This is a genomic window from Bacillus cereus group sp. MYBK30-2, assembly GCF_051915945.1.
GTDB classification, from domain to species: Bacteria; Bacillota; Bacilli; order Bacillales; family Bacillaceae_G; genus Bacillus_A; species Bacillus_A paramycoides.
In genome coordinates, this window is the sequence record NZ_JBQAFR010000001.1 from 1,473,700 (window position 1) to 1,498,856 (window position 25,157).

Here is a 25,157-nt window from a genome sequence, read left to right on the forward strand (position 1 = left end):
CTGTCCCAGTCCGTTATTGGATCAAGGCAGAATCCAAATTATTATTTTTTCATACTGCTTTAAATAATGGTGCAGTTCGCTTTGATACTGCCCATATTCGAACTAATTATAGCAAACTAAGAAAAGGAATTGCTACACTTTTTCGAAAAAATACTTTTCTACTTCCATTACGATATGTGAAATTTATAAATGTCCGATAAGTAAAAGAAGTTCCAAATTGGAACTTCTTTTACTTAATTTCTATATCAGCAGAATGAATGTGATGCATTTGTCCTTGATGATCCTCAAGTAGCAATACACCATCGTCCGTAATCCCTTTTGCTATCCCAGTAATCGTTTCCTTCATCGTTCGAGCTGTAATTTCTTTTCCGATACTCACTGCATAACTTTCCCAAAGAATTTTAATAACAGAGAAGCCATTTCTTAAATACTCTTCATACAATTTCTCTAGTTGTAAGAAAATTTGTTGCATAAGTTCCGCACGAACAATCGGCTTACCCGATTCAATTGCTAACGAAGTTGCAATTTGCTGGATTTCCTCATCAAAATGTTCTTGTTTCTGATTTACATTAATACCAAATCCCATAATAACAGCATTAATTTTATCTGGATCAGCTTGCATCTCCGTTAATATACCGACAGCTTTTTTCCCTTGAATTAATATGTCATTCGGCCATTTAATACCTACATTTACACTGGTACATTTTTCAATTGCTTGCGCTACGCTAACAGCTGCTAATAAAGTAAGTTGCGGTGCATGGTGAACTGGAATAGATGGACGCAAAATAATACTCATCCAAATTCCTGTGCCTTTTGGAGAATACCATTTTCTACTTAAACGTCCTCTACCTGCTGTTTGTTCTTCTGCAACGACAATTGTTCCCTCTTCTGCTCCTTCATAAGCAAGTCGTGCTGCAATATGCTGAGTAGATTCAACTGATTCTTCAAAATACACCGTTCTACCGATACGCTCTGTCTGTAATCCCAATTGAATCTCATTAGCAGTTACTTTATCTGGTTTACTAGCAATCCGATAACCTAAACGACGTACAGCTTCCAGCTCATACCCTTCATTACGCAGATCCTCCATATGCTTCCATATAGCGGTTCTCGAACAACCAAGTTTATCACTAAGTGTTTGACCAGATACAAATTCACCATCTGCTTCAGAAAAAACTTGCAATAACTGCTTTCTTATAGTAGATTGCATCTTTGCAGCCACTCCCTTACATTCTCTTTCTCGTTAGCTAAGTTTCCTTCTACAATCGCTTCTTCAATTTTTTGAAGCATTTCGGCAACCCAAGGGCCTGGCTTTTTATCTGTCCAAATTAATAAATCATTTCCCGTCACATTCATTTCTTGGCGACTCTTTATAGGTAATGACTCAAATAATGTTTCCACTTGTTTAACAGACGAGCAATCATAACTTTCTATTATCGCTTCATATACTCTCTCCGCCATTACTGCGATGTGAATCCCAGTTTTATAAAGAAAGACCGCATTCCATTCCGCTTTATTTCTAAAACGGATTGCTAATAGAACTGCTACAATATCTTTAATTTTTTTATTTGAAAACTTCCATTGTCGTAAAAAGACAGAAGGATGTTCTTCCCCAATACAATATAAGAAAAATGCCCATGCCTCAACGTCTGTTTCGAAAGAATCCCATTTATACTGCGTAGCTTTTAATAGTTTTTCTTCTGACATTTGTAAATATGGGAGATGAGAAAATAGCTTCGTTTCTACTAACTCGTGAAGCCCCTTCGCACAATATGTACCAGTCAACAATTTTTCAAATTCTACTGTAATTCTTTCAATTGCAATATGTTCGAGCAAATGTCCGTACGTTTCAATTGCTTGTTTCGTCTTTGTTTCCAAAGCGAAGCCTAGCGTACTAACGAATCGAATACCACGCATCATTCGCAGTGCATCTTCTTGAAAACGGTCTGCAGCATTTCCAACTGTTGCAATTTCTTTCATACGAATCGCTTCTTGCCCAGCAAATAAATCAATCATTTCGCCTTCTTCTGTCATCGCAATTGCATTCATCGTGAAATCACGTCGTTTTAAATCCTCTTCTAATGAACGGACAAATTGAACACTACTAGGTCTCCGAAAATCTTCATATTCGCTCTCTGTTCGAAAAGTTGTTACCTCATACGGTTCACCATCTTCTACAACAATTACAGTTCCATGCTCAAGACCAACGGGAACATGTCTTGGAAAAATAGCCATTACTTCTTCTGGTAAAGCTGATGTTGCAATATCGATATCTCCAATCGGTCTATCGATAATAAGATCACGTACACTTCCACCAACGAAGTAAGCCTCATGTCCATGCTGTTTTAATGCCTCAATAATTGAACTAGCTTTTTTAAATCTTTCCATTCTTGTCATCCCTTAGTATGTCATAATAAATCGCCTCGTACTGTGAAACGATTTTTTCTGAACGAAACTGCTCATATACAGATTTCATTGCTCGCTCTCCCATATTACGATGAAGCTCTTCATTTTTTAGTAGTTGAATTGCTTGCTTAGCTATGCCGTCTGTATCTCCAACTTCACATATGTATCCTGTTTCACCATGTTGAATGACCTCTGGAATACCTCCAACCCGTGTTCCGATACAAGGCACGCCACACGCCATTGCTTCTAATAAAACAAGACCAAAGCTTTCCTTTTCTGATAAAAGTAACATTAAATCGCTCATCGCAAGAAGCTCTGCAACATTATCTTGCTTTCCTAGGAATAAGACACGATCTTCAATCTGTAAATTTTTCACTAGCTGTAAAATCGTACAGAATTCTGGTCCATCCCCAACAAGAAGCAACTTCGCATCCACTTCCTTAACAATTTTAGCGAATGAATGAACAACATCCTGTACTCGCTTAACTTTTCGGAAGTTTGAAATGTGAATTAGTACTTTTTCAGTTTCCTGTATACCATATTCCTTTTTTAACTGATACATATCACGCTTAAAATATACGCGTTCATCAATAAAATTGTATACTGTCTGAATCTCTTTATCTGGTTTTACAACCTCATGCGTTTCTTCGATTAGCGAATGCGATACCGCGGTAACAACATCAGATTGTTCAATACCAAATCGAATTAAATTATTTAACGAAGGGTCGGAACCTAACACAGTAATATCTGTTCCATGTAAGGTTGTAACAATTTTAATACGCTCCCCAATCATTTGTTTTGCTAAATATGCACAAATAGCATGAGGGATTGCATAATGCACATGTAAAATATCCAGATTTTCTCTTTGAGCAACCTCGGCCATTTTACTTGCTAATGCTAAATCGTAAGGTGGATATTGAAATACCGAATATTGATTTACTGTTACTTCATGAAAATAAATGTTTGGATACACTTTATTCAACCGAAATGGTACACCCGATGTAATAAAGTGTATTTCATGCCCACGTTCCGCCAATTGTTTTCCTAATTCCGTTCCAACAACCCCAGAACCACCTACAGAAGGATAACATGTAATACCTATTTTCAATTTCATTTACATCCCCCTATTAAATCAGCATGTAATAAAAGCGGCTTCTTACTCATAAACCCTTCGGCATACTTCACCCCAACTTCTTTCCCAAACATCTTCTCGCGAGCGATTACAGTTTCAACGTATCCGTCAGTTAATGGCGTCTTAACACCATCACTCCCTGTTGAAAACTGACTTTCATACGCTTCTAACGCTTCGACCTTTTTAGAAAGGTACTCACTTATATCTATACAAAAATTCGGTTTATGAAAACCATTAATCATATAATTATAAAAAGACTCTACACGATGCGGCGGAAGTTCAGGCATATATTTACGAATTCCTGCTGAAAAGATAGCTTCTTCCACAAGTTTCGCGCAATTCGCATGGTCTGGATGACGATCTTCATAATATGGTGCAAAAATTAGCGTTGGTTTATATGTACGAATAACCTTTACAATTTCACGTATATATTCTTCTTTCATATACAAACCACGGTCTGGCATCGCCAAATTAATTCTCGTGTTTACTCCCATAATACGAGCTGCAGCCTGCGCTTCTTCTTTTCTCAGTTCTACCGTTCCATTTGAAGAAAGGTCAGCTTCTGTTAAATCGCAAATGCCTACTTCATATCCTTGCTTCGTATATTTCGCAATAGTACCTGCCATGCCGATTTCAACATCATCGGCATGAGCACCAAACGCTAATATATGTAATCCACTCATAATTGTTCCCCTCATTTTCTTAACTTTCGGTAATCTAAATCTCCCCGCTCTAATGCATGCATTAGCATTTCAGCACTTGCCATATTCGTTGCTAGTGGAATGGCATATACATCGCATAAACGAAGTAACGCATTGACATCCGGTTCATGTGGCTGTGCTGTTAGTGGATCCCGGAAAAAAATCACCATATCCATATCATTTTTTGCAATCATTGCACCAATTTCTTGATCGCCACCAAGAGGACCAGATTGATATCTTGTTACAACTAAACCAGTTGCCTCCATAATACGAAGTCCTGTCGTTCCTGTTGCAAAAAGTTCATGTTGTTCGAAAATTGGTTTATATGCGTATGCAAACGAAACCATATCATTTTTCTTTTGGTCATGTGCGATTAAGGCAATTTTCATCCGTTGTCTCCCCTTTAGTCGATAATATTTTCTAAACCGTACACAAGATGATCAAGGTTCATTACTGTTTCAATTGATAGTTTTACCCCTGACATAAATGATGCACGATTGAATGAATCATGACGAACTGTTAACATTTGTCCATCTCCGCCAAATAACACTTCTTGATGCGCAATAAGTCCTGGTAAACGTACGCTATGAATATGAATACCATCCACATTTGCACCACGTGCACCTTCTAGTTGTTCGATTTCATTAGGATGACCTTGCTGCTTTGGCTCGCGGTTTTGACGAATTAATTCTACTGTTTTTACAGCAGTACCAGATGGCGCATCTAACTTTTGATCGTGATGCAACTCAATCACTTCCACATCTTGGAAGTACTTCGCTGCCATTTGAGAGAATTTCATCATAAGTACTGCACCAATCGCAAAGTTTGGAGCAATTATCGTTCCTACTTCTTTTTCTTTTGCAGTTTCCGTTAAATGTTTAAGCTCTTCTTCTGTAAATCCTGTCGTACCAATAACAGAACGTAGTCCACGCTCAACTGCAAGTGTAACGTGTTGTTTCCCAACTTCTGGCGTTGTTAAATCTAACAACACATCTGCTTCCACTTCATCTAAACAAGTATGTAAATCTGCGTAAATCGGTGCATCTAACGCAGGCATTCCAGGTAAATCAGAGATTTTCCCTCCGCCATGTTTATAGTCAATTGCTGCTACTAAATTGAAATGTTCTGTTCTTTCCATAAGAAGGACTGCTTCATGTCCCATACGTCCTCTTGGTCCGGCGATAATTACTTTAATTTCTTTCATGCTTCTTTCTCTCCCTCATCAATACGTGTCCAGCGATCTTTATCACGTGTATTAAATTTATCCATTACAATGTTATGCGCTGTTTCTAAATCAATATTTAAACTATTTGCCATACAAATCATAACAAATAATACATCTCCAAGCTCTTCTTCAATACTTCGTTCTTTCTCAGTCGTTTTCTTCGGTTTCTCACCATAATAATGATTAACCTCTCTTGCAAGCTCTCCCATCTCTTCAGTTAAACGGGCCACCATTGCAAGCGGACTAAAATAACCTTCTTTAAATTGACCAATATATGCATCTACTTCTTTCTGCATATCTTTCATCGTTTTTGCTTTCATACTATTCACCTCTAATCCTTCCTCTTTCATGTTAGCCAATTCATAGCGATTTGACAAATATTATTCTCTCATATTCCCTATTTGCGACCTTTTTTGGTTAGACTATAATAAAGTGAAACTTTCTTTTGCCTGATTTTTGCAAAAGATTAGTTAAACCAATCGGGCTCTTACGATGTTTATTATTTTCACTAACAGCTAGAAATAACTTATTATTTCGTTTGACCGTTTAAGCGGAGCAATGCAAATCAATACATAATTAGGGGGATTTCTATATGACAGCAAACTTGAAGATTCGAAACATCATTTTCATTTTAATCGGTTCCGCTATTTTTTCTTTCGGTATTGTGAATATCAATATTGAAAACCACCTTGCAGAGGGTGGATTTACCGGCATTACGCTATTATTATATTTTCTATTTTCGCTTGACCCTTCTTATACAAACTTAATTTTAAATATCCCTATATTTTTCATCGGTTGGAAGTTACTTGGACGAACGACATTTTTATACACATTAATAGGTACATTTAGCGTATCTTTATTCCTATGGATTTTCCAGCGCTACGAAGTACTCAACTTACATTTAAACTTGCAAAATGATATGACACTTGCTGCTTTATTCGCCGGGGCATTTATCGGTATCGGCCTTGGAATTATATTTAAATACGGCGGGACTACTGGCGGTGTTGATATTATCGCAAGGCTAGCTCACAAATATGTTGGCTGGAGTATGGGAAAAACGATGTTTATGTTTGATGCGGTCGTTATTGTCGTCTCTATTCTTACATATTTATCATACCGTGAAGGTATGTATACGTTAGTCGCTGTTTTTATCGGGGCTAAGGTCATTGATTTTATGCAAGAAGGAGCCTATGCAGCAAAAGGAGCAACTATTATTTCTGATAAGAACGATGAAATTGCTGCAAAAATTTTATCAGAAATGGAGCGCGGGGCAACCTTTTTAAAAGCTGTTGGATCCTATACAAAAGTTGAACGAAATGTACTATATTGTGTTGTAGCTAAAAATGAAATCGTGAAATTAAAAAATATCATTACTTCTGTAGACCCTCACGCGTTTGTTGCTGTAAGCGATGTACACGATGTCGTCGGCGAAGGATTTACATTAGATGAAAATAAAAACCCGTTACATAATTAAACATAACTAGAAAAGCCACATGGCTTTTCTAGTTTTTTATTGCTATATATTGCTTCAGCTTCTCTAAATCCTCATAAATTAACTCCAATAAACTACGATTATAAAAAATTGAAGCCGGATGAAAGGTAGGAAAAATTTTATATTCTTTTTCAGTCCATATAAACTCTGCATGATCTATATCTTTTAGTTTTTGAATCGGCTGCTTTAATAGTTGCCCATGAATATCCGTAATCTTTTTATTCTTTCCAGCTAAACGCTTTAACGCAATATTACCAAGTGTAACGATAACTGGCGGATCCATATGTGCCAATTCAAAATCTAACAACGGAGCGTGTGCAAGTATTTCGCCTTGATTCGGTGTTCTATTATACTTTTTCTGTATTAATTCGCCATTTCGCTCTCTTTTCTCGCGCCACTTAAACGGTCTACTTCGAACCGCACTCGTAATGTACACTTCTTCCCTTTTGATGTGAATACGTTCTAAAAACTCCATTAAATGTTTTCCGGCTTTTCCGCTAAACGGTATGCCATTATAAATTTCTGTTTCACCAGGTGCTTCTCCAACAATCATTAATTTCGGGTTTTCAGGGCCTTGTCCACTTAAAAAACCTTCTAATTGATACGAAACGCTACGCTCCTTCACTTGTTTTACTAAATGATCTGGATATATTATTTCTGTCACCTTCTTTCACCACTACACACTTATATTTATTATTACTAGTTCTAGACCTCTCATTATCTCTATTATTTCCATTTATAGCGTATTATAAGATTCAATCCACAAAACAAAAAAAGACTATCAAAATTGATAGTCTTTAATCGTCGCTACGCTGCATACCAGTATAAATTAATACGAGACGTAATAATTCAAATACTGCCACAGCAGCTGCCGCTACATATGTTAATGCTGCCGCATTTAATACTTTACGAGCTTGACCGTATTCATCTGTCGATACGATACCTAGTGCTTCAATTTGTTGCATTGCGCGTTTTGATGCATCAAACTCAACTGGTAATGTAACAAGTTGGAAAATCACACCTGCTGCCATTAAAATAATTCCTAGTAACAATAAACCAGACATTTGTGCAAATACACCGATTAGGACGAAAATCCAAGACATATTTGAACCAAAATTAGCAACTGGCACTAACGAATGGCGTACACGCATGAAGTTATAATCTTTCGCATCTTGAATTGCGTGTCCTACTTCGTGTGCTGCTACTGCTGTACCAGCAACTGAATGTCCATAATAGTTATCTGTTGATAATCGAACTGTCTTTGCAGTTGGATCGTAATGATCTGATAAATGACCTGGCGTTTCTTCTACAGCTACATTATACAATCCATTTTCATCTAAAATTTTCCGAGCCACTTCCGCTCCTGTCATACCTGATGTTGAATAAACTTGTGAATACTTGCTATAGGCACTACGTACTTTTGACTGTGCATACAACGGTATGATCAAAATGATCGCGAAGTAAATTAAATAAAACATCATAAACCTCCATTGAAGTTTTAATTATAGTACTTCTCATTCTATTTTTTTCTTCCATCATTGTCAATAAATAAACCTTACAATCCGGATCTTTATTTATACGCATTATCTATTTTTAGAATGCAAGTTACTTTTTCGCTTCTCTCTTTCCCCTTTATATTTTCTCCATCCAACATACGTTAAAGTAAATAAAATAAGTCCCCCAGTAATTGTCATAAACCAAATGAGAGAGGGAGCAATCTCATCTTTTTTTACTGTATGAAATATTTTTTGCAAATCACCTTTAATAATTCCTAGTTGCATTTGTCCACCTTTCGTTTTTAACATAACGTTACGAAATTCATCCAAATAAGATAAATGCGCGTTTACCCGCTGCGCTTCGTTTTCTGGCAGGGCAATCATTAAACTCGGATAAATAATATTAAATTCATTTAAAAATGTATTTAGCGTCTGTTGGAACTGTCCATCATCCTCTTTTTTCATCGCTTTTTCCACTTGAGAAAAAGCATCCATTATCTTTCTTTCTCTTTCCATCCAAAGTGGCTGATATTTCGATACATGTGCATCAACAGCGAGTTGTAGTGCTAACATATTATCAACTTTGATCTGCTTTCCTACAACATTTTCCTCCGAGAGAGATTGAATCGCCTTGTCATACGCTAAAGAGATCACTCTAAATTGATCTGGGTTTATTGGTTTGCTTTTTTCATTTCCCTTTAATACAAACTGTTCCGAAAAACGTTTTAATACTTGTATTGCTTTTTCATCTTCATTCCGCTTAACTAACTGCAAAGAATCATCTAACAATCCAGTTAGTTCACTCCACTCCTCAGCATATATACGTACTGGAAACATTAAAATTAGAAATGCTATCAGTCCAATTAATGTTCTCTTCATCCCGGTCCCCCCTATAACTACTAGTACAAAATATGTAGAGTTGGACAAGAATAGAACAAAACCGAAAAATATATTATCTCTATGGAAACAAAAAAAATTCTCTTTAAACAGAGAATTTTTTCTTTGAAATCCTTTTCTTTTTCACTAAATATTTATACACACCGTAGCAAAGTATGCTACCAGTTAAAATCAATAATAAAATAACACATGCAGCATGCATAAAGAATTCTTCTGGTAACATTAAAATAATCGGATCTGTTTCAATATCAAACATCCAATAATCATTGCTAAATAAAAGCTTATGAAATAATACGAAACTCTTTTCAAAATTAATGGCAATTGGTAACGTAAGAGCTATCGGAAAAATAATTGCAAGAATCGATCCGTGAAGTAAAAACTTTTCTTTTTTCTTTTTTAATAAATACGCTCCTCCTAATATAGCAATTACAATCGTTCCATACATTATATATTGAATCTTCACTAAAATGTTTTTAACATCTACAAAATGAATTCGTCCATTTGTAGACATATCTAATGTCGGCAATTGTAATGCCCCTTCATAAAACGGAGATAAATATGTAATAAGCACAGCATAGTTTCTCTTAATTTCATCCTTTGTCATATCCGCTAAATCTGGAATGTTTAAAAAATCAATTTCAAAATAATATAGCCACTTTCCATATACCACTGCCATTGTCGCGAGAGCGAAAATAGAAAATGCTATGCTATATGAAACAACTAAAGTGATCATCCGATCCAATATTTTTATACCAATCTTATTTCCCTTCATTTTCTCCCCCTAGATTTTAACATCATAAAGAAAACTGTTTTCGATGCTCACGTAAGCAATAATAATATGTAATACATAGTACAGCAATACTTAACCAAAACGTAAAATAGCCTATCTCCTCTACAAACAAATGCATAATTCCATATCTCGGCATTTGCCAAAATAAATAATCGATTGCATCATTATGTAACGTCCATATCCCAGCTACAACGAAATGCCATTTTTTTATCCGATAAAACGGAGCGTATAGTACTCCCTGCACAGCCATTGCAAAATGAGAAAGCATTAACATGTAGCCCATAATACCAATAGGACCTTTTACATAAATCATAATTCCATTTACAACAACAGCCCATATGCCATATTTTATTAAAGAAACAATCGCCAACGCCTCTATTAACCCCCAATTTTTCTTTTTCAAAAAGGCAATTAAAACAAATACAAAAAAGAGACTTGCCATCGGGCTATCTGGCACAAACGGCCAAAATATTAGAGACGTTTCTTTTAATTGATTTCCATACCATATAAACCCGTAAATTGTGCCTAATATGTTAACAATCAATAAAAATAATAACACTGAGCGCTGTCTTAACATTGCATACACGTAAACCAATCTGTATGTTCAACACCTTTCAAGCAAAGTAATTCATTCACTAAATCCTACTCTATTATAACAAACTTCCTCTAACTAAATAGAAAAGCTGACTACAAAATTTGCAGTCAGCTTTTCTATTATTTTTTATTATACTTTGCAACGAATTCCGAAAGCTTTTTCACCTCTTCATCCGTTCCTTTAAATACACCTTTAGGCATTGCGCCTTTACCATCTTTCGCAATTTTAGCGATTTCTTCTGGTTTTAAAGTTAAGTTTTGTAGAGCTGGTGCTGCTGCACCACCTTGTAAATTGTCACCATGACATGTTAAACAAGTATTTTTTTGCATTAATTTGTAGCCGTCATCATTTTTATCAACTTGTGTTGTTTTTACAATTGCACCTTGTTTTTTAGCAGCTTCCCAGTCGTGGTGTGCTACAGATTCCCAAGTTAAAAAGATAATCGATGCAATTGCTAAAAGCATAAATCCAGTTGCTACAGGACGCTTCAATGGGCGTCTTTCTGGACCTCGATCAAGAAATGGAGCTAACAGTAATGCTCCAAACGCAATCCCTGGCATAATAAATGCTCCAATTACAGTAAATGAACCTGAAGCATAAGAATACTTTAATAACTGATACAAGAATAAGAAATACCAATCTGGAAGTGGTATATATCCTGCATCTGTTGGATCCGCCATTCTCTCAAGCGGTGACGGATGTGCCACTGTTAAACATAAATAACCGATTAAAAAAACTGCACCAACCATCCATTCTTTTAACAAGAAATTCGGCCAAAATGCTTCTGTTTTTCCTGGGTATTCAGAATAGTCTTTTGGAATATTTGGTTTCCGAGCTACTGGTACCCGAGAATCTCCTACAAACTTCATCCCTTTGCCGCGATGCATAATCTCCCTCCTTTAGTTCTTTCCCCTTTAATTTAGCAATCTCTTATAGCGGACCGGAAATACCTTGTTTGCGAATCATGATGAAGTGGAAGGCCATTAAACCTAGAAGTGCTGCTGGTAAGAAGAAGACGTGAATAGCAAAGAAGCGAGTTAATGTTTGAGCGCCAACAATTTCGGAATGACCAGCGAGTAATGTTTTAATATAAGGACCAATGAGCGGCGTTTGCTCTGCAATTTGAATCCCTACTTTCGTAGCAAATAACGCTTTCATATCCCACGGTAATAAATATCCGGTAAAGCCAAGACCTAACATAACAAAGAAAATAAGAACACCAACAATCCAGTTTAACTCACGAGGCTTTTTATACGCACCTTGGAAGAAAACTCTGAGTGTATGTAAAAACATCATTACAATTACGAGACTAGCACCCCAGTGGTGCATACCACGAACAATTTGCCCGTAAGCAACTTCATTTTGTAAATAGTAAACCGATTCCCAAGCATTTTTAATATCCGGCACATAATACATCGTCAAAAACATTCCAGATAAAATTTGAATTACAGTAACGAAAAAGGTAAGTCCTCCAAAGCAATAGACGAATGCAGAAAAGTGATGTGCCGGGTTTACATGTTCAGGTACTTCATGATCAGCGATATCGCGCCATATTGGTGTAATATCTAATCGTTCATCTACCCAATCATAAATTTTATTTAGCATCTACTTTCCACCCCCTCTTGGCTTCGCTTTTCCTAAATACAGCGTTCCATCTTTCACTTTAGACTCGTACACATCAAGCGGAGCAAGGGGCGGTGTGCCTTTAATGTTAATCCCATCTTTTGTATAACGGCCCCCGTGACACGGGCAAAAGAATTGATTCGGATGTGCTTTGTCCGAATTCCAGTTAACTGTACATCCTAAATGTTTACATACTGGAGAGAACGCAACAATGTCTCCGCTTTCATCTTTATGAACCCAAGCTGATTTTGGCTCTTCAGACTTGTACCAACCATCAACCTGCTTCACCTTAAAGTCGAAACGCTTCGGCTCTGTTGTAATATCCTTTACTTGTGCAACAGCAACCATATCCGTTCCTGCTTCTTTTCTTAACACCGGATCAAGCGCAAATCGCGTCATCGGCATTAAAATACCCGCTGCCATAAAGCCTCCTACCCCTGTAAGTGTGTAATTTAAAAACTGTCTTCTTGACACACGATGTTCTTTCTCGCTCACGAAAATTTCCCCCCTCTATCAGAAATTGTCCCCTCGTGAAAAATAATATAAAAAATAAAAACTAGGACACTATCATGATATAATACCCTCATGCACAGGTCAATATCATACTACTCATAATAATAAGAACTTTCTGTTTATTATTGCTTTCCCCATTTTTCTTCTAACATTACCATTATATTTTTTATATGAGCGTGAATGACTTCTCTCTTCGCTTGATCACTAAATTGTTCTAACGCCAATGAGGGAAACCAAAACAAATCCCCTTGTAACTCTTGCATATCTTCTTTCCATGAAAAATCACTTGTCACATAGGCAATATGCTTAAAACCTTGCCTTTGCAAATGGTCTGTCCATTCTTGCAAACGGTCTTTTTCATTCTTTTGGCTTTCTACTAAATACGTAAATGCGGGTAGTAAAAGCACTCTTCCTTTATATTCCCTTTCCAACTCCATACTCAAAGCCTCAATAAACTCACCTTGTTCTACAACCATTTTCATTTCTTTTGCTGCCGAAATTGACACAAGTGGTATAATCCCTGTATCTACATACTCCCTTGCTTGCTCAAACTGTTCCACATCTTTTACAATCCATTTCACTTTTCTCCCCTCCTCCACTTAAAATAACAGAACTTTCACTTTATATATATTAAACCATACTAAAAGAGGTAAAAAAAGAAAAACTACCTAATAATAGGTAGTTTTTCTTAAAAGAATCTGAAATTTGTAAAAATTGTATAATCCAAATAAATTCTATAAAGTTTTTAACTCCGCTGTTAACTTGTGAAATGCTTCCTTATCTTGCTTATCCAGTGCTTCATCAATTTGTTTCAAAAGACGCTCTCTTCTAAATGAGAATACACTTTCTTCTAAAAATCGCTCTGCAAGTAAACGATCTTTTTCATTCACTTCAATATGCTTTGGCAAATATGGATTTTCTTCTAACACAGCTACATAATTTGCATTTTGGAACGACGATTTAAAATTAAGTTGAATATAAATATCCTCATCTCGATTCAAACGAATATCATGAAACGACTTTTCTGCATCTGTTGTCATTACATTTTGTTTAAAAAAGTGAAACGGTGTATCTTTCACACAATTTGCTGACATTACTAAGCCACGTGGACAAAATTTTGCATGTTCTACGAAGTGGACTTTATGCATTAATTGATCGTGACTCATTAAATAATTCAAAATCCATACACATTCACGCTGTTTCAGTTGGTAATTATTCAAAAACCATTTGACAAAATCCTTCTTCTCGTTTACAGAAACAGGGGTATTCATAGCGCTTAAGTCCCTCCTCTGTCTTTCTCTTTTCTTTTTAGATTCAAGAAGCGGCATTCAGTTTCCTTCCAACTTATGAAAAATCCTCTAAATTATATAACAATTCTTCAATATGAATTTGTGTCGGGTCTAGTTGTATTAACTGAGTAAATACTTCTTTCGCCTCTTTTCGCATTCCTTCTTCTAACAAGAAATAACCGTACTCTTCCAAGAAATCTGGATGATTCTTAAAAGAAGTATATGCACTTTCATAGTGTTTTAATGCATCAGAATACATTTCTAATTGTTTTTTTGCAAATGCAAGATCCCAAAGTAGCTGTGTATCTGGCTCTCCGCTATCAATAGTTCGCTCTACAACTGCAATTAGCTCTTCATATTTCTCTTGTTCTTTTAAAATATACGCATATTTTAATGTCGCACCTAAATGTCCCGGATCTAGCTCAAGCGCTTTTTGAAGCACTTCTTCTGCCTCCGCTATTTTCCCTAATTTCGCTGCAATATTTGCTAATTCTACATAGAAAGGAACAGAAAGCTCATCTACTTTAATTCCTTCGTGAAGTGTTTCATAGCTTTCTTGAAGCATACCTTCTTTTTCATAGCTTTTCGCTAAATACATGTATAACGATGCGTACTCAGGGTCTACTTCTTTTAATTCTTGCCAAGCACCAATTGCTCTTTGATATTCTTCCCCTTGATATAATGTGAAGGCATATCCAAATAATGAGTGAATATCTTTTTGTTCCTCTAACCCTGCTTCATAATATGAGATTGCCTCTTCCCAGTTCCCAATAGCACTTAAAGTTTCTGCTAGACGAAGTGCAATAACAACACCACCCATTACTTTATGTTCTGCTAGTAACGACTCATAATAAGTGATTGCCTTTTGCTCTTCTCCTTTACTACTATACAATTCTGCTAACCCAAACGTAATAACAGGCTCGTCTGGCATTATTTCTTTCGCTTTTAATAGCTTATGTTCTGCTACATCATCAAAACCTTGCATTTGGAATAAATCCGCAACAAGTAATAGCGATTGAACATATAGATCATCATTTTCTGGAATATCATGAAGCACTTCAATAGCTTCATCTTCTTTATCTAAATCAATATATAACTCTGCTAAAAATAACGTAAATTCACTTTCTTCTGGATATAACAAGCGTAAATCTTCAATAATTGCTAACGCCTCATCCATAAACCCAAGTGTATGATAGTAACGAGCGATATCATACTTCTCTTCATCATTAGCAACTTGTAGTTGTTCTTTTAATAATTGTAATCCTTTTTCTGCTTCACCATTTTCAATATACGAAACAGCTTGTTCAAACTTTTGCATAAACGTCTCCTTTAACTCTAAAAAATATTCTCTTCTGTTCATTTATCATAAGCAACTAGGTGTAAGAACGCAACCTTTAGAATGAGTATGCTTCTTCATGCATTTTCTCTTATAGCGCAGCTAATTGTTCAAAAAAGTTCGGATAAGATACAGCGACCGCATCACTATTTTCTATTTTAACTTCTCCATCTACAATACAGGACGCGATTGCAAGCATCATCCCTATACGATGATCGCCGTGACTATTAACAGTATTTCCTTTTAAATTTTGCTTACCATATATAATCATACCATCTGGCGTAGCTTCAATTTTCGCACCTAATTTCCCTAGTTCATCTACAACTGTATCGATACGATTTGTTTCTTTCACTTTTAACTCTTCAGCATCTTTAATAACAGTAATTCCTTCAGCCTGCGTCGCTAATAAAGCGATTACGGGAATTTCATCAATTAATCTCGGAATAAGAGATCCGCCAATTTCTATTCCTTTTAGCTTCGATGTTTCAATCGTAATATCCCCGCATGGTTCAAACTCTTCATTTCTAATATTATTGATAGAAATACGTGCACCCATCTTTGTTAAAACATCTAAAATCCCTGTTCTCGTTGGATTTAAACCGACATTTTTCAATACAAGCTTACTATTTTGGACAATTGCACCAGCTACTAAGAAAAATGCTGCGGAAGAAATATCTCCTGGAACTTTTATTTCTGTCCCTTTAAGTTGTTGTCCACCTTGTAATGATATGGTCCGTTCATTAACCTCTACTGTACAACCGAATGCACGTAACATTCTTTCCGTATGATCACGAGACTGCATAGGCTCTGTTACTGTAGTTACACCTTCTCCTTGCAAACCTGCAAGTAAAACTGCTGATTTCACTTGTGCACTTGCTACCGGTGCATGATAGTGTATACCTTTCACTCTTCCGCCACGAATAGATAAAGGGGTATACTGTCCATTTTCTCTACCATCAATTTGAGCATGCATCTTGCTAAGCGGGTCTGTAACACGTTTCATTGGACGTTTTCCAATTGATTCATCACCAATTATAGTACTATGGAACGGCGTATTAGATAAAACACCAAGCATAAGACGAATAGTCGTACCTGAATTCCCTACATCTAATACTTCTTTTGGCTCTTGTAAATTTTCTAACCCTTTACCATAAATCGTGACATCGTTACCACTCTGTTCAATCTTAACACCTAGTTTTTGAAAACATGCAATTGTACTTAAACAATCTTCTCCTAATAAAAAATTAGATACTCTTGTCGTTCCTTCCGCTATTGCCCCAAACATAACAGCACGGTGTGAAATAGATTTATCTCCTGGAACAACAATTTCTCCATTCAAACTATTTTTTCGTCCTACTAGTTTCAAACTGTATCCTCCTCACATTTTAAATAACTTATATGTATAGCAGTTCTTCTTATACGTCTACCTCTATTGTAACGTTTTCTTTCTGGAACGTGCAAACAACTCCCCTTATTACAGTTCAAATAAAAAAGACTCCTGTAATAGGAGCCTTCACTATTTATTAAGAATACGTTTCCTCTTTCTTCACTTGTTCTTTTACAAGTTCCGTAAGCAATTCAATAATTTCATCATTTTCTTCTTTAAGCCCAACAGTAATACGAATACCATCATGTATACCAAATGCTGCACCAGAACGAACGATATATCCTTTTTTCATTAATCGTTCAAAAGCTTCATTACCAGGTATACCGAGTTTCAAGAAAATAAAATTCGTTTGAGATGGATAATAGAATACGTTATATTCCTTACAAAATGCATAATATTGATTTAACCCTTCGGTATTTTTCTTTACGCACTCTTGTAAAAATTGTTGATCCTCTATTGCAGCTACCGCTACCGCTTGTGCGATAGTTGATGTGTTAAACGGTAGCCTCGCTACCTCTAACTGTCCTATAAGCTTTGCATCACCAATCGCATATCCGATACGAAAAGCAGCTAAACCATACGCTTTTGAGAATGTGCGCAGCACCATAAGATTTTCATACTTTTCAAGAAGAGGCAATGTTTGCGGATAATCTTCTGCCCCCGCATATTCATAATATGCTTCATCCATAATAACGAGCACTGACTTTGGAACTGATTCTAAAAATGAAAGTAATTTTTGTTTTTCTACATATGTACCTGTCGGATTATTCGGGTTACAAATCCATACAATCTTTGTTTTCTCATCTACTTGCTGTAACATTGCATCTAAATCGTGAATGCCATCTGCAAGTGGTACTTCACGAACTTCCGCTCCTTCAATAACAGCATGGTGATGATATTGTGAGAACGTAGGATTCGCCATTACAACATTCGTTCCATTATGTAGCAAAGCACGACTAATCATTTGAATGACTTCATCTAACCCACTACCAAATAAAAGTTGTTCCGCTTTTACACCTAAATGCTCTGCTACTTTTTCACGAAGCTCAAAAGCTGCCCCGTCTGGATAGAGGGCATATTGATTCGCTAACGAAGTTAACGCTTCTGTCACACGTGTAGAGCAGCCAAATGGATTTTCATTCGATGCTAACTTCACAATTTTTGACAATCCGTATTCTCTTTTTACTTCTTCAATATTTTTCCCAGGTACATATGCTCTCAAAGTTAACAATTGCTCTTTTACTCTCATTTCTCTTCCCCCAGTCATTTTATTCAATCAGATTACAATGTGGTTTATAGTTCCTTACTGTAATCTTTTATCATAACCGTCATCATTACGAGAATACCTTTAAATAAGCATTTCATACCTATGCAATAATCTTTTAGGCCATATCTTTTTGAAATGCCTCTAACGCAATATGAACAGTCTCATCTGAAATAGATACGACATTCACTACCCCGTATTCCTGCATAAGCACCATATGAATTGTTCCAGCATTTGCTTTTTTATCTTGTTTCATCAATTGAACGAGACGCTCTACATTTAAATCGCTTTGCATTTTTGGATAGCCGTATTTCAAGAACCATTTCTTCATTTCTTCATAAGTAAGATCAACTTTATACACTTGCTCACTTAAAAATAAAGCAAATAACATTCCAATCGCTACTCCGTCACCGTGAGTAATATTTCCATATCCCAACTCTTTTTCAAGAGCATGTCCTAACGTATGCCCAAAATTCAAATAAGCACGTACACCTTTTTCTGTTTCGTCTTGCTCCACAATATTCGCTTTCACAGGAATCGCTTTCGTTAATATGTGAATTAACTTTTCATCACGAAGGTCAGCTAGTGTCTGCACTTCTTCTTTTAACCAATGATACAACTCTACATCACCAATAAGAGCATGCTTTATCACTTCTGCATAACCTGAGCGCCACTCTTTTTCAGGAAGTGAATGTAAAAATGGCGTATGATATACAACCGCTTCTGGCTGATGAAACGCTCCTATCATATTTTTTCCTAGTGGATGATTAATTGCCACTTTCCCGCCTACTGCACTATCGTGAGCTAATAAAGTCGTCGGAACTTGTACAAAGCGAATGCCACGCATGAATGATGCAGCAACAAAGCCAGCTAAATCTCCTATCATTCCGCCTCCAAGTGCAATGATTAAAGAGTTTCGATCTAATTTGTTTTCAAGAGCAGACGTATGTGCTGCATAAAAGTTCTCAAAAGACTTCTCTTTTTCACCACTCGGAACAACGAACGAAAACACTTTTTGCTCTACTTGCAAGGCATCAACAACTGTCTCTAAATGCAATGATGCAACAGCTTCATCAGAAATAATCATTATATTAGATACAGCCGGTTTCATATTTTGAATAAGCGTTGTTATATGTGACAACGCCTCTTTTCCAACATGTACATCATATTCTTTTGACTTCGTTTGAATATGTATGTTCTCCATTAAAATCCCCTCGCATATTCATTATGTTTCTCAATATTTTCACGTATAAGATCCATACGATCTGATCCAAATTGTTCAATTAAGGCTGTCGCTAACTCCCAGGCCACAACCGCTTCCGCAACAACGCTAGCTGCTGGAACAGCACAACTATCTGAGCGCTCAATACTCGCTGTGAAAGATTCTTTCGTGTCAATATCGACACTTTGAAGAGGTTTATATAATGTCGGTATCGGTTTCATCACACCGCGCACAACAACCGGCATACCAGTTGTCATACCACCTTCTAATCCACCCGCATTGTTCGTTCTTCTTCTGTATCCTTGCACTTCATCCCAAAGAATTTCATCATGCACTTCACTTCCAGGTCTATGCGCTGCTTCAAAACCAATTCCAACTTCAACACCTTTAAAAGCATTAATACTCATAATTGCCGCTGCTAATTTCGCATCTAATTTTCTATCATAATGTACATAGCTACCTACCCCAATTGGCATTCCTTCTACAACTACTTCAACAATGCCACCGATAGAATCACCATTTGCCTTTGCATCATCAATTGCTTGCATCATCTTTTTACCTGCTTCTTCATCTAAACAACGTACAGGAGATGCCTCTGTAATACTTTGTAATTCCGCAATAGAGTTATATGTAATATTTTCTGCCTGCACACCACCAATTTCGACAACATGTCCTGCAACTTGTATTCCTAACTCCGCTAATATTTTTTTCGCTACTGCACCAGCTGCAACACGAACTGTCGTTTCACGTGCGGAGGAACGTTCCAATACATTTCTCATGTCTCTATGACCATATTTAATCGCACCATTTAAATCAGCATGTCCAGGTCTCGGCTTCGTAACTTGTCTTTTCATTTCTTTCTCTTCTTGTTCAGTTAACGGTTCTGCACCCATAACCTTTGTCCAATGGGTGAAATCACGATTTTCAACAACGAGCGTAATCGGAGAGCCCATCGACTTCCCATGCCTAACGCCGCTTACGATTTGCACTTGGTCTTTTTCAATTTGCATGCGTCTACCGCGTCCGTATCCTTTTTGCCTTCTAGATAATTCTTCATTTATATCATTCGCCACTAAAGATAACCCTGCTGGAACACCTTCTACAATTGTCGTAAGTTGTGGACCGTGGGATTCACCAGCTGTAATATATCGCATACGTTATTCCTCTTTTCGTATATGTATTTATCCCGCTACATAAAGTAGCAATTGTACCTTTCATCATTCTATAAGAAAACATTGAAATTATATAGAAAATCAACTACTTGCTTTATCCTACTTGTAATCATTCTATCATTTTCATAACGGTAAACCTTTTACTTTACATACCAATATATCATAACAGCTCTAGCTTCGTAACAAATCAAAATAAAAAAAGTGCAAGAAGAATACCCCTATTCTTCTTGCACTTTTTACTATTATCACAGTTATTAAAGCGTTTACAAATTATTTTAAAATAATTAGTAAATCCATTGATTCATTAATTTTGAGTAGTCTACTAATTCTTCTTCCTTAAAGAAAATAGCAATCTCGCGCTCTGCACTTTCTAAAGAATCAGAACCATGGATAATGTTTTTCGCAACAGTTACACCGAAATCTCCACGAATTGTTCCAGGAGCAGCTTCATGTGGTCTTGTTTTACCCATCATATTGCGAGCTGTATCTACTACACCTTCACCTTGCCATACCATTGCGAATACAGGTCCAGATGTAATAAAGTCTACTAATTCACCAAAGAAAGGTTTTTCTTTATGCTCACCGTAGTGTTGTCCAGCAATTTCCGGAGTGACTTGCATTAATTTTGCACCAACCAATTGAAAGCCCTTTTTCTCAAAACGAGCTACAATTTCCCCAATGAAGGCACGTTGTACACCGTCTGGTTTTACCATTAGAAATGTTTTTTCCATAAAAAATCTCTCCACTTCTGAATTATGTATGTAATTGTATATCCCCACACACATATTAACACCCTTATCACAATTGTGCAATAGTTTTGAAATAGAGAGATTATTTTATTTTTTAGAAAAAACACTAAAATTTTCGTTTTCCAATATACTTTGCAACATTTTGTAATGCATACTTTGCCTGCCCACGCGGGAGTGGTTTTATTATTTCTAATGCTTTATGTAAATAACGTTCACTAAACGAAAATGCTTTATCAATAGCTTCGCTCGCTTTAATATCATCAATAATTTCTTTCATCTCAATTGATGTTGTATTTTCGTGCACAGATGTAATTTTCGCACGAAGCACCGGATCTTCCATGGCATATAAAGCAGGTAATGTAATATTCCCTTGCAATAAATCGCCACCAGCAGGCTTTCCAAGCTTCTCTTCTGTCGATACGAAATCTAAAATATCATCAATAATTTGATAAGACATACCAACAAAATATCCATACCAAAATAGACGATTTACTGTATCACGATTGGCACCAGCAGCAATCGCTCCCAACTGACAACTTGCGGCAATTAACAATGCTGTTTTTCGTTTTATCCTTCTTAAATACGTTCTTAAATTTTGATCATAGTTATATTTATCTTTAATTTGTTCAATTTCGCCTTTACAAACTTCTAAAATTGTATGAGACAGCGCCTGATGTGCCTCTGGAATTTCTATGTTCGTTATACATTCAAGAGACTTCGCAAACAAGTAGTCTCCTGTATACATTGCAATACGATCTCCCCATTTCGCATTCACTGTTGCACTACCGCGTCGTAAAAACGCGGCATCAATAACATCATCGTGAACAAGAGAAGCCATATGAATAAGTTCTAATGCAACTGCCACATGCTTAATTGCATCTAGCTTATAATCACCAAATTTTCCAGCCAGTAAAACAAAAACAGGGCGAATTCGCTTCCCACCAGCTTCGATAAGCTGTAATGCAGCTTCTTCTACTAACGGTTGCTCGGATGCAACCGTCTTCTTCAATTCTTTTTCTATTACATTAATATCCGATCGTAAAAAAGAGTACATAAGTTGTAACTTCATATTGTTCACCTTAACCTAAAACGTCTTTTTTCTATTTTGATTCTGGTTTAAAACCTAAATGCATAGCTGCTACACCAAAAGTAAATGGTTTCACTTGCACATGTTCCAGCCCAGCTTTTTCAAACATATTCGCTAGCTCTTTCATTCCTGGGAAAGTACTAGCAGATTCCTGAAGCCATGAATATTCTTTATAACTTTTTGCAAACATCTTTCCAAATAACGGCATGATATATTTAAAGTATAAGATATACCCTTGACGAAAACCTATCATTGTTGGTTGAGATGTTTCTAAACAAATTACTTTTCCACCAGGCTTTACTACACGCGTCATTTCTTTCAATACTTGCATGTAATCCGGAACATTACGTAAACCAAAGCCAATCGTTACATAATCAAACGTATTATCTTCAAAGGGAAGCTCCATTGCATTTCCATGCATAAGTTCTACTTGCTTTAACTCTAAAGCTTCTACTTTTTGTTTACCGACAGCTAGCATATTTTCGCTAAAGTCTAAACCGTAAACCTTTCCATTTTCTCCTACAGCTCCCGCTAGCGCAATTGTCCAATCTGCCGTCCCGCAGCACACATCGAGTGCTTTACTCCCAGGTTTTACATCCATAATTCGCATTGTCTCTTTGCGCCATGCCTTATGCCTTTGAAAACTAATTACAGAATTCATCACATCGTATTTATCAGAAATTTTTTCAAATACGTCATGTACTCTTTCTTCTTTTGATTGTTGCATGCTCGTACCTTCTTCCAATGTAAAATTGCTTATGTTCTTGATTTATCTCTTAACGTAGAAATTATCTCACTAATTTCTGTATGATTTTCTAAAAAATTATTTTCCTGCTTTCTCATTTCCATAAGCCATTCATTAATAACTGTTTCTACATTTTTATCATCATCCAATGAGATTTCTTGAACTGCTTGAAAAACAGGTGAATTTTGTTCATCAGCATACAATTGACACTCTTTTTGAAGACGATTTTTTCCTAACGCATAAGTTATATATGGTTTCCAATTGGATAAATGAAAATGATCACATGTTTTTTGCAAAAGTGCAGATTCAATCATTACTACACTTTCCATTATGTCTTCAATCGTCACATGTGCTTTTTGATATAACATAATTTTATGTTCATTAATCTCCTTAATTCCTTCAGCAAGTGCACGAATTAAGACAATATCACAATTCATTGACAATAAGTAATAGTATAGACCACTATAATAATCACCCGCAAGAACTGTCAATTGACGACGCTTATGGAAACCACTCGTCTCTTCATTTGCTTTATTTGATACTTTTTCATGTGTATCAAGAGCAATTTGTACAAGCATAATCGTTACTACATAATGATCAATTTGTTCTTTATGTAAATTTGCGCTCTTTAATGCGCCATATAACAGCGCTATTTTTTCTTCATCAATAAATGGTTCTTCAATATAGTTTATAAAATAAGGATGGCGTAATTTCTCCATCAAATTCTCTTTAATATCCGCATACCCTCCGTAGATGTCACACACAAAAAATCACCCTTGTTTTCTAATTCATAAAACTTATTATAACACATACATTCTATTTTCTATAATCAAAACTTGGCTACTTCTGCCAAACTGCCACCGAATTAAGTAACAGCTTTCATTCATACGAGTTATCTTCTTCTCTAACAACTACAAACATTCATTTTCAGAAAAGGAGGATGTAACACGTAACCTTTATATTCTTGCTCTTTCATACTAAAACTATATCATTTATTTACATAAAAAAAAAAGAAAAGCAGTTTCCCGCTTTTCTTTACTTCGTCTTAATAAACGATAAAATTTCATTGCGTGCTGCTGCATCTTTTTCTAACACACCACGTACTGCTGTTGTCACTGTTTTCGCACCAGGTTTTTTCACACCACGCATTGTCATGCACATATGCTCTGCTTCTACGATTACCATCACACCATGCGGCTCTAATACTTCCATAATAGAATTCGCTACTGTTGATGTAATACGTTCCTGTAATTGTGGACGACGTGCAATTGTGTCTACAGTACGAGCTAATTTACTTAGCCCCGTTACTTTTCCACCTTGCGGAATATATGCAACGTGAGCAACTCCATAGAACGGAACAAGATGATGCTCACACATCGAATAAAATGGTATATCTTTTACTAGTACAAGCTCTTCGTGATCTTCTCCGAACACTTTATGTAAATGCTCTTTTGGATCCTCATGCATGCCCGAGAATACTTCTGCGTACATTTTCGCAACACGTTTCGGTGTATCAAGTACTCCTTCACGATTTGGGTCATCTCCGATTGCCTCTAAAATAAGACGTACTGCATGTTCAATTTGCTCTAAATTAACTTTTGCCATCCGCTAGCCCTCCCGAAAAACCTAAAAGTGATACGAACACATTCTAGCATATTTATGTTTTTAAAAGCAAAAAGAAGAGTTTCCAAAAAGGAAACTCTTCTTCCCTGTTAATATGTAAGGATTATTTAACCGCATCTTTTAACGCTTTACCAGGTTTGAATGCAGGTACTTTACTTGCAGCGATTTCAATCTCCTCACCTGTTTGTGGGTTACGACCTTTACGAGCCGCACGCTCACGAACTTCGAAGTTACCGAATCCGATTAGTTGTACTTTATCACCTTGTTTTAAAGCTTCTAAGATAGAATCAAAAACAGCGTCCACTGCTTTTGTTGCGTCCTTTTTAGAAAGGGAACTTGCTTCTGCAACAGCATTGATTAAATCTGTCTTGTTCATGCCATTCACCTCCTCCCAAAGATAAGACTGTATAATG

29 protein-coding genes are annotated in these 25,157 nt (G+C 36.3%); 1 reads left to right on the forward strand and 28 read right to left on the reverse strand.

Annotated features, from left to right (window positions below):
• Nucleotides 1-229: 229 nt before the first annotated feature.
• The 7 genes from ACTFQM_RS07730 to ACTFQM_RS07760 are packed head-to-tail and all read right to left on the reverse strand — an operon-like array spanning nucleotide 230 to nucleotide 5,784.
• Nucleotides 230-1,210: a biotin--[acetyl-CoA-carboxylase] ligase gene (locus tag ACTFQM_RS07730; protein WP_440033973.1), complete on the reverse strand. Its 981-nt coding sequence runs from the start codon at nucleotides 1,208-1,210 to the stop codon at nucleotides 230-232.
• Nucleotides 1,195-2,388: a CCA tRNA nucleotidyltransferase gene (locus ACTFQM_RS07735; RefSeq protein WP_440033974.1), complete on the reverse strand. Its 1,194-nt coding sequence runs from the start codon at nucleotides 2,386-2,388 to the stop codon at nucleotides 1,195-1,197. Before ACTFQM_RS07735 ends, ACTFQM_RS07730 begins: the two co-directional genes overlap by 16 nt.
• Complete coding sequence (gene bshA, locus ACTFQM_RS07740; RefSeq protein ID WP_098472977.1) at nucleotides 2,375-3,520, reverse strand: N-acetyl-alpha-D-glucosaminyl L-malate synthase BshA; 1,146 nt, start codon at nucleotides 3,518-3,520, stop codon at nucleotides 2,375-2,377. Before bshA ends, ACTFQM_RS07735 begins: the two co-directional genes overlap by 14 nt.
• Nucleotides 3,517-4,221, reverse strand: a complete 705-nt coding sequence (gene bshB1 / locus ACTFQM_RS07745; protein WP_002171180.1) for a bacillithiol biosynthesis deacetylase BshB1 — start codon at nucleotides 4,219-4,221, stop codon at nucleotides 3,517-3,519. The genes bshA and bshB1 overlap by 4 nt, the downstream gene beginning before the upstream one ends.
• A gap of 11 nt (nucleotides 4,222-4,232) precedes the next feature.
• Nucleotides 4,233-4,628 carry a methylglyoxal synthase gene (locus ACTFQM_RS07750; RefSeq protein WP_002171179.1) on the reverse strand — a complete coding sequence of 132 codons (396 nt, stop codon included), beginning with the start codon at nucleotides 4,626-4,628 and terminating at the stop codon, nucleotides 4,233-4,235.
• A 14-nt stretch (nucleotides 4,629-4,642) separates the two neighbouring features.
• Nucleotides 4,643-5,443, reverse strand: coding sequence for a dihydrodipicolinate reductase (dapB, locus tag ACTFQM_RS07755; RefSeq protein WP_440033975.1), 801 nt, complete (start codon nucleotides 5,441-5,443; stop codon nucleotides 4,643-4,645).
• Nucleotides 5,440-5,784 carry a nucleotide pyrophosphohydrolase gene (locus ACTFQM_RS07760; protein WP_098304373.1) on the reverse strand — a complete coding sequence of 115 codons (345 nt, stop codon included), beginning with the start codon at nucleotides 5,782-5,784 and terminating at the stop codon, nucleotides 5,440-5,442. The genes dapB and ACTFQM_RS07760 overlap by 4 nt, the downstream gene beginning before the upstream one ends.
• Nucleotides 5,785-6,056: 272 nt before the next feature.
• On the opposite strand from ACTFQM_RS07760, the gene ACTFQM_RS07765 reads away from it, so the two are divergent.
• Nucleotides 6,057-6,938: a YitT family protein gene (locus ACTFQM_RS07765; protein ID WP_048370412.1), complete on the forward strand. Its 882-nt coding sequence runs from the start codon at nucleotides 6,057-6,059 to the stop codon at nucleotides 6,936-6,938.
• Between the two features lie 28 nt (nucleotides 6,939-6,966).
• On the opposite strand, the gene ACTFQM_RS07770 is transcribed toward ACTFQM_RS07765, so the two are convergent.
• The 21 genes from ACTFQM_RS07770 to ACTFQM_RS07870 all read right to left on the reverse strand — a co-directional run bounded on the left by ACTFQM_RS07770 (nucleotide 6,967) and on the right by ACTFQM_RS07870 (nucleotide 25,120).
• Nucleotides 6,967-7,620 (reverse strand): uracil-DNA glycosylase, encoded by a 654-nt coding sequence (locus ACTFQM_RS07770; RefSeq protein ID WP_440033976.1) that lies wholly within the window; start codon nucleotides 7,618-7,620, stop codon nucleotides 6,967-6,969.
• A gap of 133 nt (nucleotides 7,621-7,753) precedes the next feature.
• Nucleotides 7,754-8,434 (reverse strand): zinc metallopeptidase, encoded by a 681-nt coding sequence (locus ACTFQM_RS07775; protein WP_002171174.1) that lies wholly within the window; start codon nucleotides 8,432-8,434, stop codon nucleotides 7,754-7,756.
• Between the two features lie 105 nt (nucleotides 8,435-8,539).
• Entirely contained in the window at nucleotides 8,540-9,331 is a 792-nt protein-coding gene (gene ypjB, locus ACTFQM_RS07780; protein ID WP_048370415.1) for a sporulation protein YpjB, read from the reverse strand.
• A 103-nt stretch (nucleotides 9,332-9,434) separates the two neighbouring features.
• Nucleotides 9,435-10,121, reverse strand: a complete 687-nt coding sequence (gene lit / locus ACTFQM_RS07785; RefSeq protein WP_440033977.1) for a lipoprotein intramolecular transacylase Lit — start codon at nucleotides 10,119-10,121, stop codon at nucleotides 9,435-9,437.
• Nucleotides 10,122-10,143: 22 nt separating this feature from the next.
• A complete protein-coding gene (locus tag ACTFQM_RS07790) occupies nucleotides 10,144-10,734 on the reverse strand; it encodes a DUF1405 domain-containing protein (protein ID WP_025147223.1) in 591 nt (196 codons plus the stop codon).
• A gap of 119 nt (nucleotides 10,735-10,853) precedes the next feature.
• Nucleotides 10,854-11,621: a menaquinol-cytochrome c reductase cytochrome b/c subunit gene (gene qcrC / locus ACTFQM_RS07795; RefSeq protein ID WP_002171170.1), complete on the reverse strand. Its 768-nt coding sequence runs from the start codon at nucleotides 11,619-11,621 to the stop codon at nucleotides 10,854-10,856.
• Between the two features lie 43 nt (nucleotides 11,622-11,664).
• Complete coding sequence (gene qcrB / locus ACTFQM_RS07800; RefSeq protein ID WP_000932700.1) at nucleotides 11,665-12,339, reverse strand: menaquinol-cytochrome c reductase cytochrome b subunit; 675 nt, start codon at nucleotides 12,337-12,339, stop codon at nucleotides 11,665-11,667.
• Nucleotides 12,340-12,852, reverse strand: coding sequence for a menaquinol-cytochrome c reductase iron-sulfur subunit (gene qcrA, locus ACTFQM_RS07805; protein ID WP_002171169.1), 513 nt, complete (start codon nucleotides 12,850-12,852; stop codon nucleotides 12,340-12,342).
• Between the two features lie 140 nt (nucleotides 12,853-12,992).
• The gene (locus ACTFQM_RS07810; protein ID WP_025147224.1) at nucleotides 12,993-13,451 is read right to left on the reverse strand and encodes a YpiF family protein; all 459 of its coding nucleotides are present in this window, start codon (nucleotides 13,449-13,451) and stop codon (nucleotides 12,993-12,995) included.
• A 153-nt stretch (nucleotides 13,452-13,604) separates the two neighbouring features.
• Nucleotides 13,605-14,141: a ReoY family proteolytic degradation factor gene (locus ACTFQM_RS07815; protein ID WP_025147225.1), complete on the reverse strand. Its 537-nt coding sequence runs from the start codon at nucleotides 14,139-14,141 to the stop codon at nucleotides 13,605-13,607.
• Between the two features lie 73 nt (nucleotides 14,142-14,214).
• Nucleotides 14,215-15,477 carry a tetratricopeptide repeat protein gene (locus ACTFQM_RS07820; RefSeq protein WP_002171166.1) on the reverse strand — a complete coding sequence of 421 codons (1,263 nt, stop codon included), beginning with the start codon at nucleotides 15,475-15,477 and terminating at the stop codon, nucleotides 14,215-14,217.
• A gap of 109 nt (nucleotides 15,478-15,586) precedes the next feature.
• The gene (aroA, locus tag ACTFQM_RS07825) at nucleotides 15,587-16,861 is read right to left on the reverse strand and encodes a 3-phosphoshikimate 1-carboxyvinyltransferase (protein WP_440033978.1); all 1,275 of its coding nucleotides are present in this window, start codon (nucleotides 16,859-16,861) and stop codon (nucleotides 15,587-15,589) included.
• Nucleotides 16,862-17,018: 157 nt separating this feature from the next.
• A complete protein-coding gene (hisC, locus tag ACTFQM_RS07830) occupies nucleotides 17,019-18,131 on the reverse strand; it encodes a histidinol-phosphate transaminase (RefSeq protein ID WP_025147228.1) in 1,113 nt (370 codons plus the stop codon).
• A 133-nt stretch (nucleotides 18,132-18,264) separates the two neighbouring features.
• Nucleotides 18,265-19,350 (reverse strand): 3-dehydroquinate synthase, encoded by a 1,086-nt coding sequence (aroB, locus tag ACTFQM_RS07835; protein WP_440033979.1) that lies wholly within the window; start codon nucleotides 19,348-19,350, stop codon nucleotides 18,265-18,267.
• On the reverse strand, nucleotides 19,350-20,522 hold the full coding sequence (aroC, locus tag ACTFQM_RS07840) for a chorismate synthase (RefSeq protein WP_440033980.1): 1,173 nt from the start codon (nucleotides 20,520-20,522) through the stop codon (nucleotides 19,350-19,352). Before aroC ends, aroB begins: the two co-directional genes overlap by 1 nt.
• Nucleotides 20,523-20,824: 302 nt before the next feature.
• Nucleotides 20,825-21,271: a nucleoside-diphosphate kinase gene (ndk, locus tag ACTFQM_RS07845; protein WP_025147231.1), complete on the reverse strand. Its 447-nt coding sequence runs from the start codon at nucleotides 21,269-21,271 to the stop codon at nucleotides 20,825-20,827.
• 124 nt (nucleotides 21,272-21,395) lie between these two features.
• Entirely contained in the window at nucleotides 21,396-22,358 is a 963-nt protein-coding gene (gene hepT, locus ACTFQM_RS07850) for a heptaprenyl diphosphate synthase component II (RefSeq protein WP_025147232.1), read from the reverse strand.
• Nucleotides 22,359-22,389: 31 nt separating this feature from the next.
• On the reverse strand, nucleotides 22,390-23,103 hold the full coding sequence (menG, locus tag ACTFQM_RS07855; protein ID WP_025147233.1) for a 2-heptaprenyl-1,4-naphthoquinone methyltransferase: 714 nt from the start codon (nucleotides 23,101-23,103) through the stop codon (nucleotides 22,390-22,392).
• Nucleotides 23,104-23,132: 29 nt separating this feature from the next.
• A complete protein-coding gene (locus tag ACTFQM_RS07860; protein WP_440033981.1) occupies nucleotides 23,133-23,885 on the reverse strand; it encodes a heptaprenyl diphosphate synthase component 1 in 753 nt (250 codons plus the stop codon).
• A 271-nt stretch (nucleotides 23,886-24,156) separates the two neighbouring features.
• Nucleotides 24,157-24,726: a GTP cyclohydrolase I FolE gene (gene folE, locus ACTFQM_RS07865; RefSeq protein WP_002171157.1), complete on the reverse strand. Its 570-nt coding sequence runs from the start codon at nucleotides 24,724-24,726 to the stop codon at nucleotides 24,157-24,159.
• Nucleotides 24,727-24,847: 121 nt separating this feature from the next.
• Nucleotides 24,848-25,120: an HU family DNA-binding protein gene (locus tag ACTFQM_RS07870; protein ID WP_001043860.1), complete on the reverse strand. Its 273-nt coding sequence runs from the start codon at nucleotides 25,118-25,120 to the stop codon at nucleotides 24,848-24,850.
• Nucleotides 25,121-25,157 lie beyond the last annotated feature (37 nt).

Excerpts from the sequence above, each read along its gene's own strand:
- ACTFQM_RS07730 (WP_440033973.1), bottom strand. The coding sequence starts at position 1,210 with ATGCAATCTACTATAAGAAAGCAGTTATTGCAAGTTTTTTCTGAAGCA.
- ACTFQM_RS07735 (WP_440033974.1), bottom strand. The coding sequence starts at position 2,388 with ATGGAAAGATTTAAAAAAGCTAGTTCAATTATTGAGGCATTAAAACAG.
- bshA (WP_098472977.1), bottom strand. The coding sequence starts at position 3,520 with ATGAAATTGAAAATAGGTATTACATGTTATCCTTCTGTAGGTGGTTCT.
- bshB1 (WP_002171180.1), bottom strand. The coding sequence starts at position 4,221 with ATGAGTGGATTACATATATTAGCGTTTGGTGCTCATGCCGATGATGTT.
- ACTFQM_RS07750 (WP_002171179.1), bottom strand. The coding sequence starts at position 4,628 with ATGAAAATTGCCTTAATCGCACATGACCAAAAGAAAAATGATATGGTT.
- dapB (WP_440033975.1), bottom strand. The coding sequence starts at position 5,443 with ATGAAAGAAATTAAAGTAATTATCGCCGGACCAAGAGGACGTATGGGA.
- ACTFQM_RS07760 (WP_098304373.1), bottom strand. The coding sequence starts at position 5,784 with ATGAAAGCAAAAACGATGAAAGATATGCAGAAAGAAGTAGATGCATAT.
- ACTFQM_RS07765 (WP_048370412.1), top strand. The coding sequence starts at position 6,057 with ATGACAGCAAACTTGAAGATTCGAAACATCATTTTCATTTTAATCGGT.
- ACTFQM_RS07775 (WP_002171174.1), bottom strand. The coding sequence starts at position 8,434 with ATGTTTTATTTAATTTACTTCGCGATCATTTTGATCATACCGTTGTAT.
- ypjB (WP_048370415.1), bottom strand. The coding sequence starts at position 9,331 with ATGAAGAGAACATTAATTGGACTGATAGCATTTCTAATTTTAATGTTT.
- lit (WP_440033977.1), bottom strand. The coding sequence starts at position 10,121 with ATGAAGGGAAATAAGATTGGTATAAAAATATTGGATCGGATGATCACT.
- qcrC (WP_002171170.1), bottom strand. The coding sequence starts at position 11,621 with ATGCATCGCGGCAAAGGGATGAAGTTTGTAGGAGATTCTCGGGTACCA.
- qcrB (WP_000932700.1), bottom strand. The coding sequence starts at position 12,339 with ATGCTAAATAAAATTTATGATTGGGTAGATGAACGATTAGATATTACA.
- ACTFQM_RS07815 (WP_025147225.1), bottom strand. The coding sequence starts at position 14,141 with ATGAATACCCCTGTTTCTGTAAACGAGAAGAAGGATTTTGTCAAATGG.
- ACTFQM_RS07820 (WP_002171166.1), bottom strand. The coding sequence starts at position 15,477 with ATGCAAAAGTTTGAACAAGCTGTTTCGTATATTGAAAATGGTGAAGCA.
- hisC (WP_025147228.1), bottom strand. The coding sequence starts at position 18,131 with ATGAGAGTAAAAGAGCAATTGTTAACTTTGAGAGCATATGTACCTGGG.
- aroB (WP_440033979.1), bottom strand. The coding sequence starts at position 19,350 with ATGGAGAACATACATATTCAAACGAAGTCAAAAGAATATGATGTACAT.
- aroC (WP_440033980.1), bottom strand. The coding sequence starts at position 20,522 with ATGCGATATATTACAGCTGGTGAATCCCACGGTCCACAACTTACGACA.
- ndk (WP_025147231.1), bottom strand. The coding sequence starts at position 21,271 with ATGGAAAAAACATTTCTAATGGTAAAACCAGACGGTGTACAACGTGCC.
- hepT (WP_025147232.1), bottom strand. The coding sequence starts at position 22,358 with ATGAAGTTACAACTTATGTACTCTTTTTTACGATCGGATATTAATGTA.
- menG (WP_025147233.1), bottom strand. The coding sequence starts at position 23,103 with ATGCAACAATCAAAAGAAGAAAGAGTACATGACGTATTTGAAAAAATT.
- folE (WP_002171157.1), bottom strand. The coding sequence starts at position 24,726 with ATGGCAAAAGTTAATTTAGAGCAAATTGAACATGCAGTACGTCTTATT.
- ACTFQM_RS07870 (WP_001043860.1), bottom strand. The coding sequence starts at position 25,120 with ATGAACAAGACAGATTTAATCAATGCTGTTGCAGAAGCAAGTTCCCTT.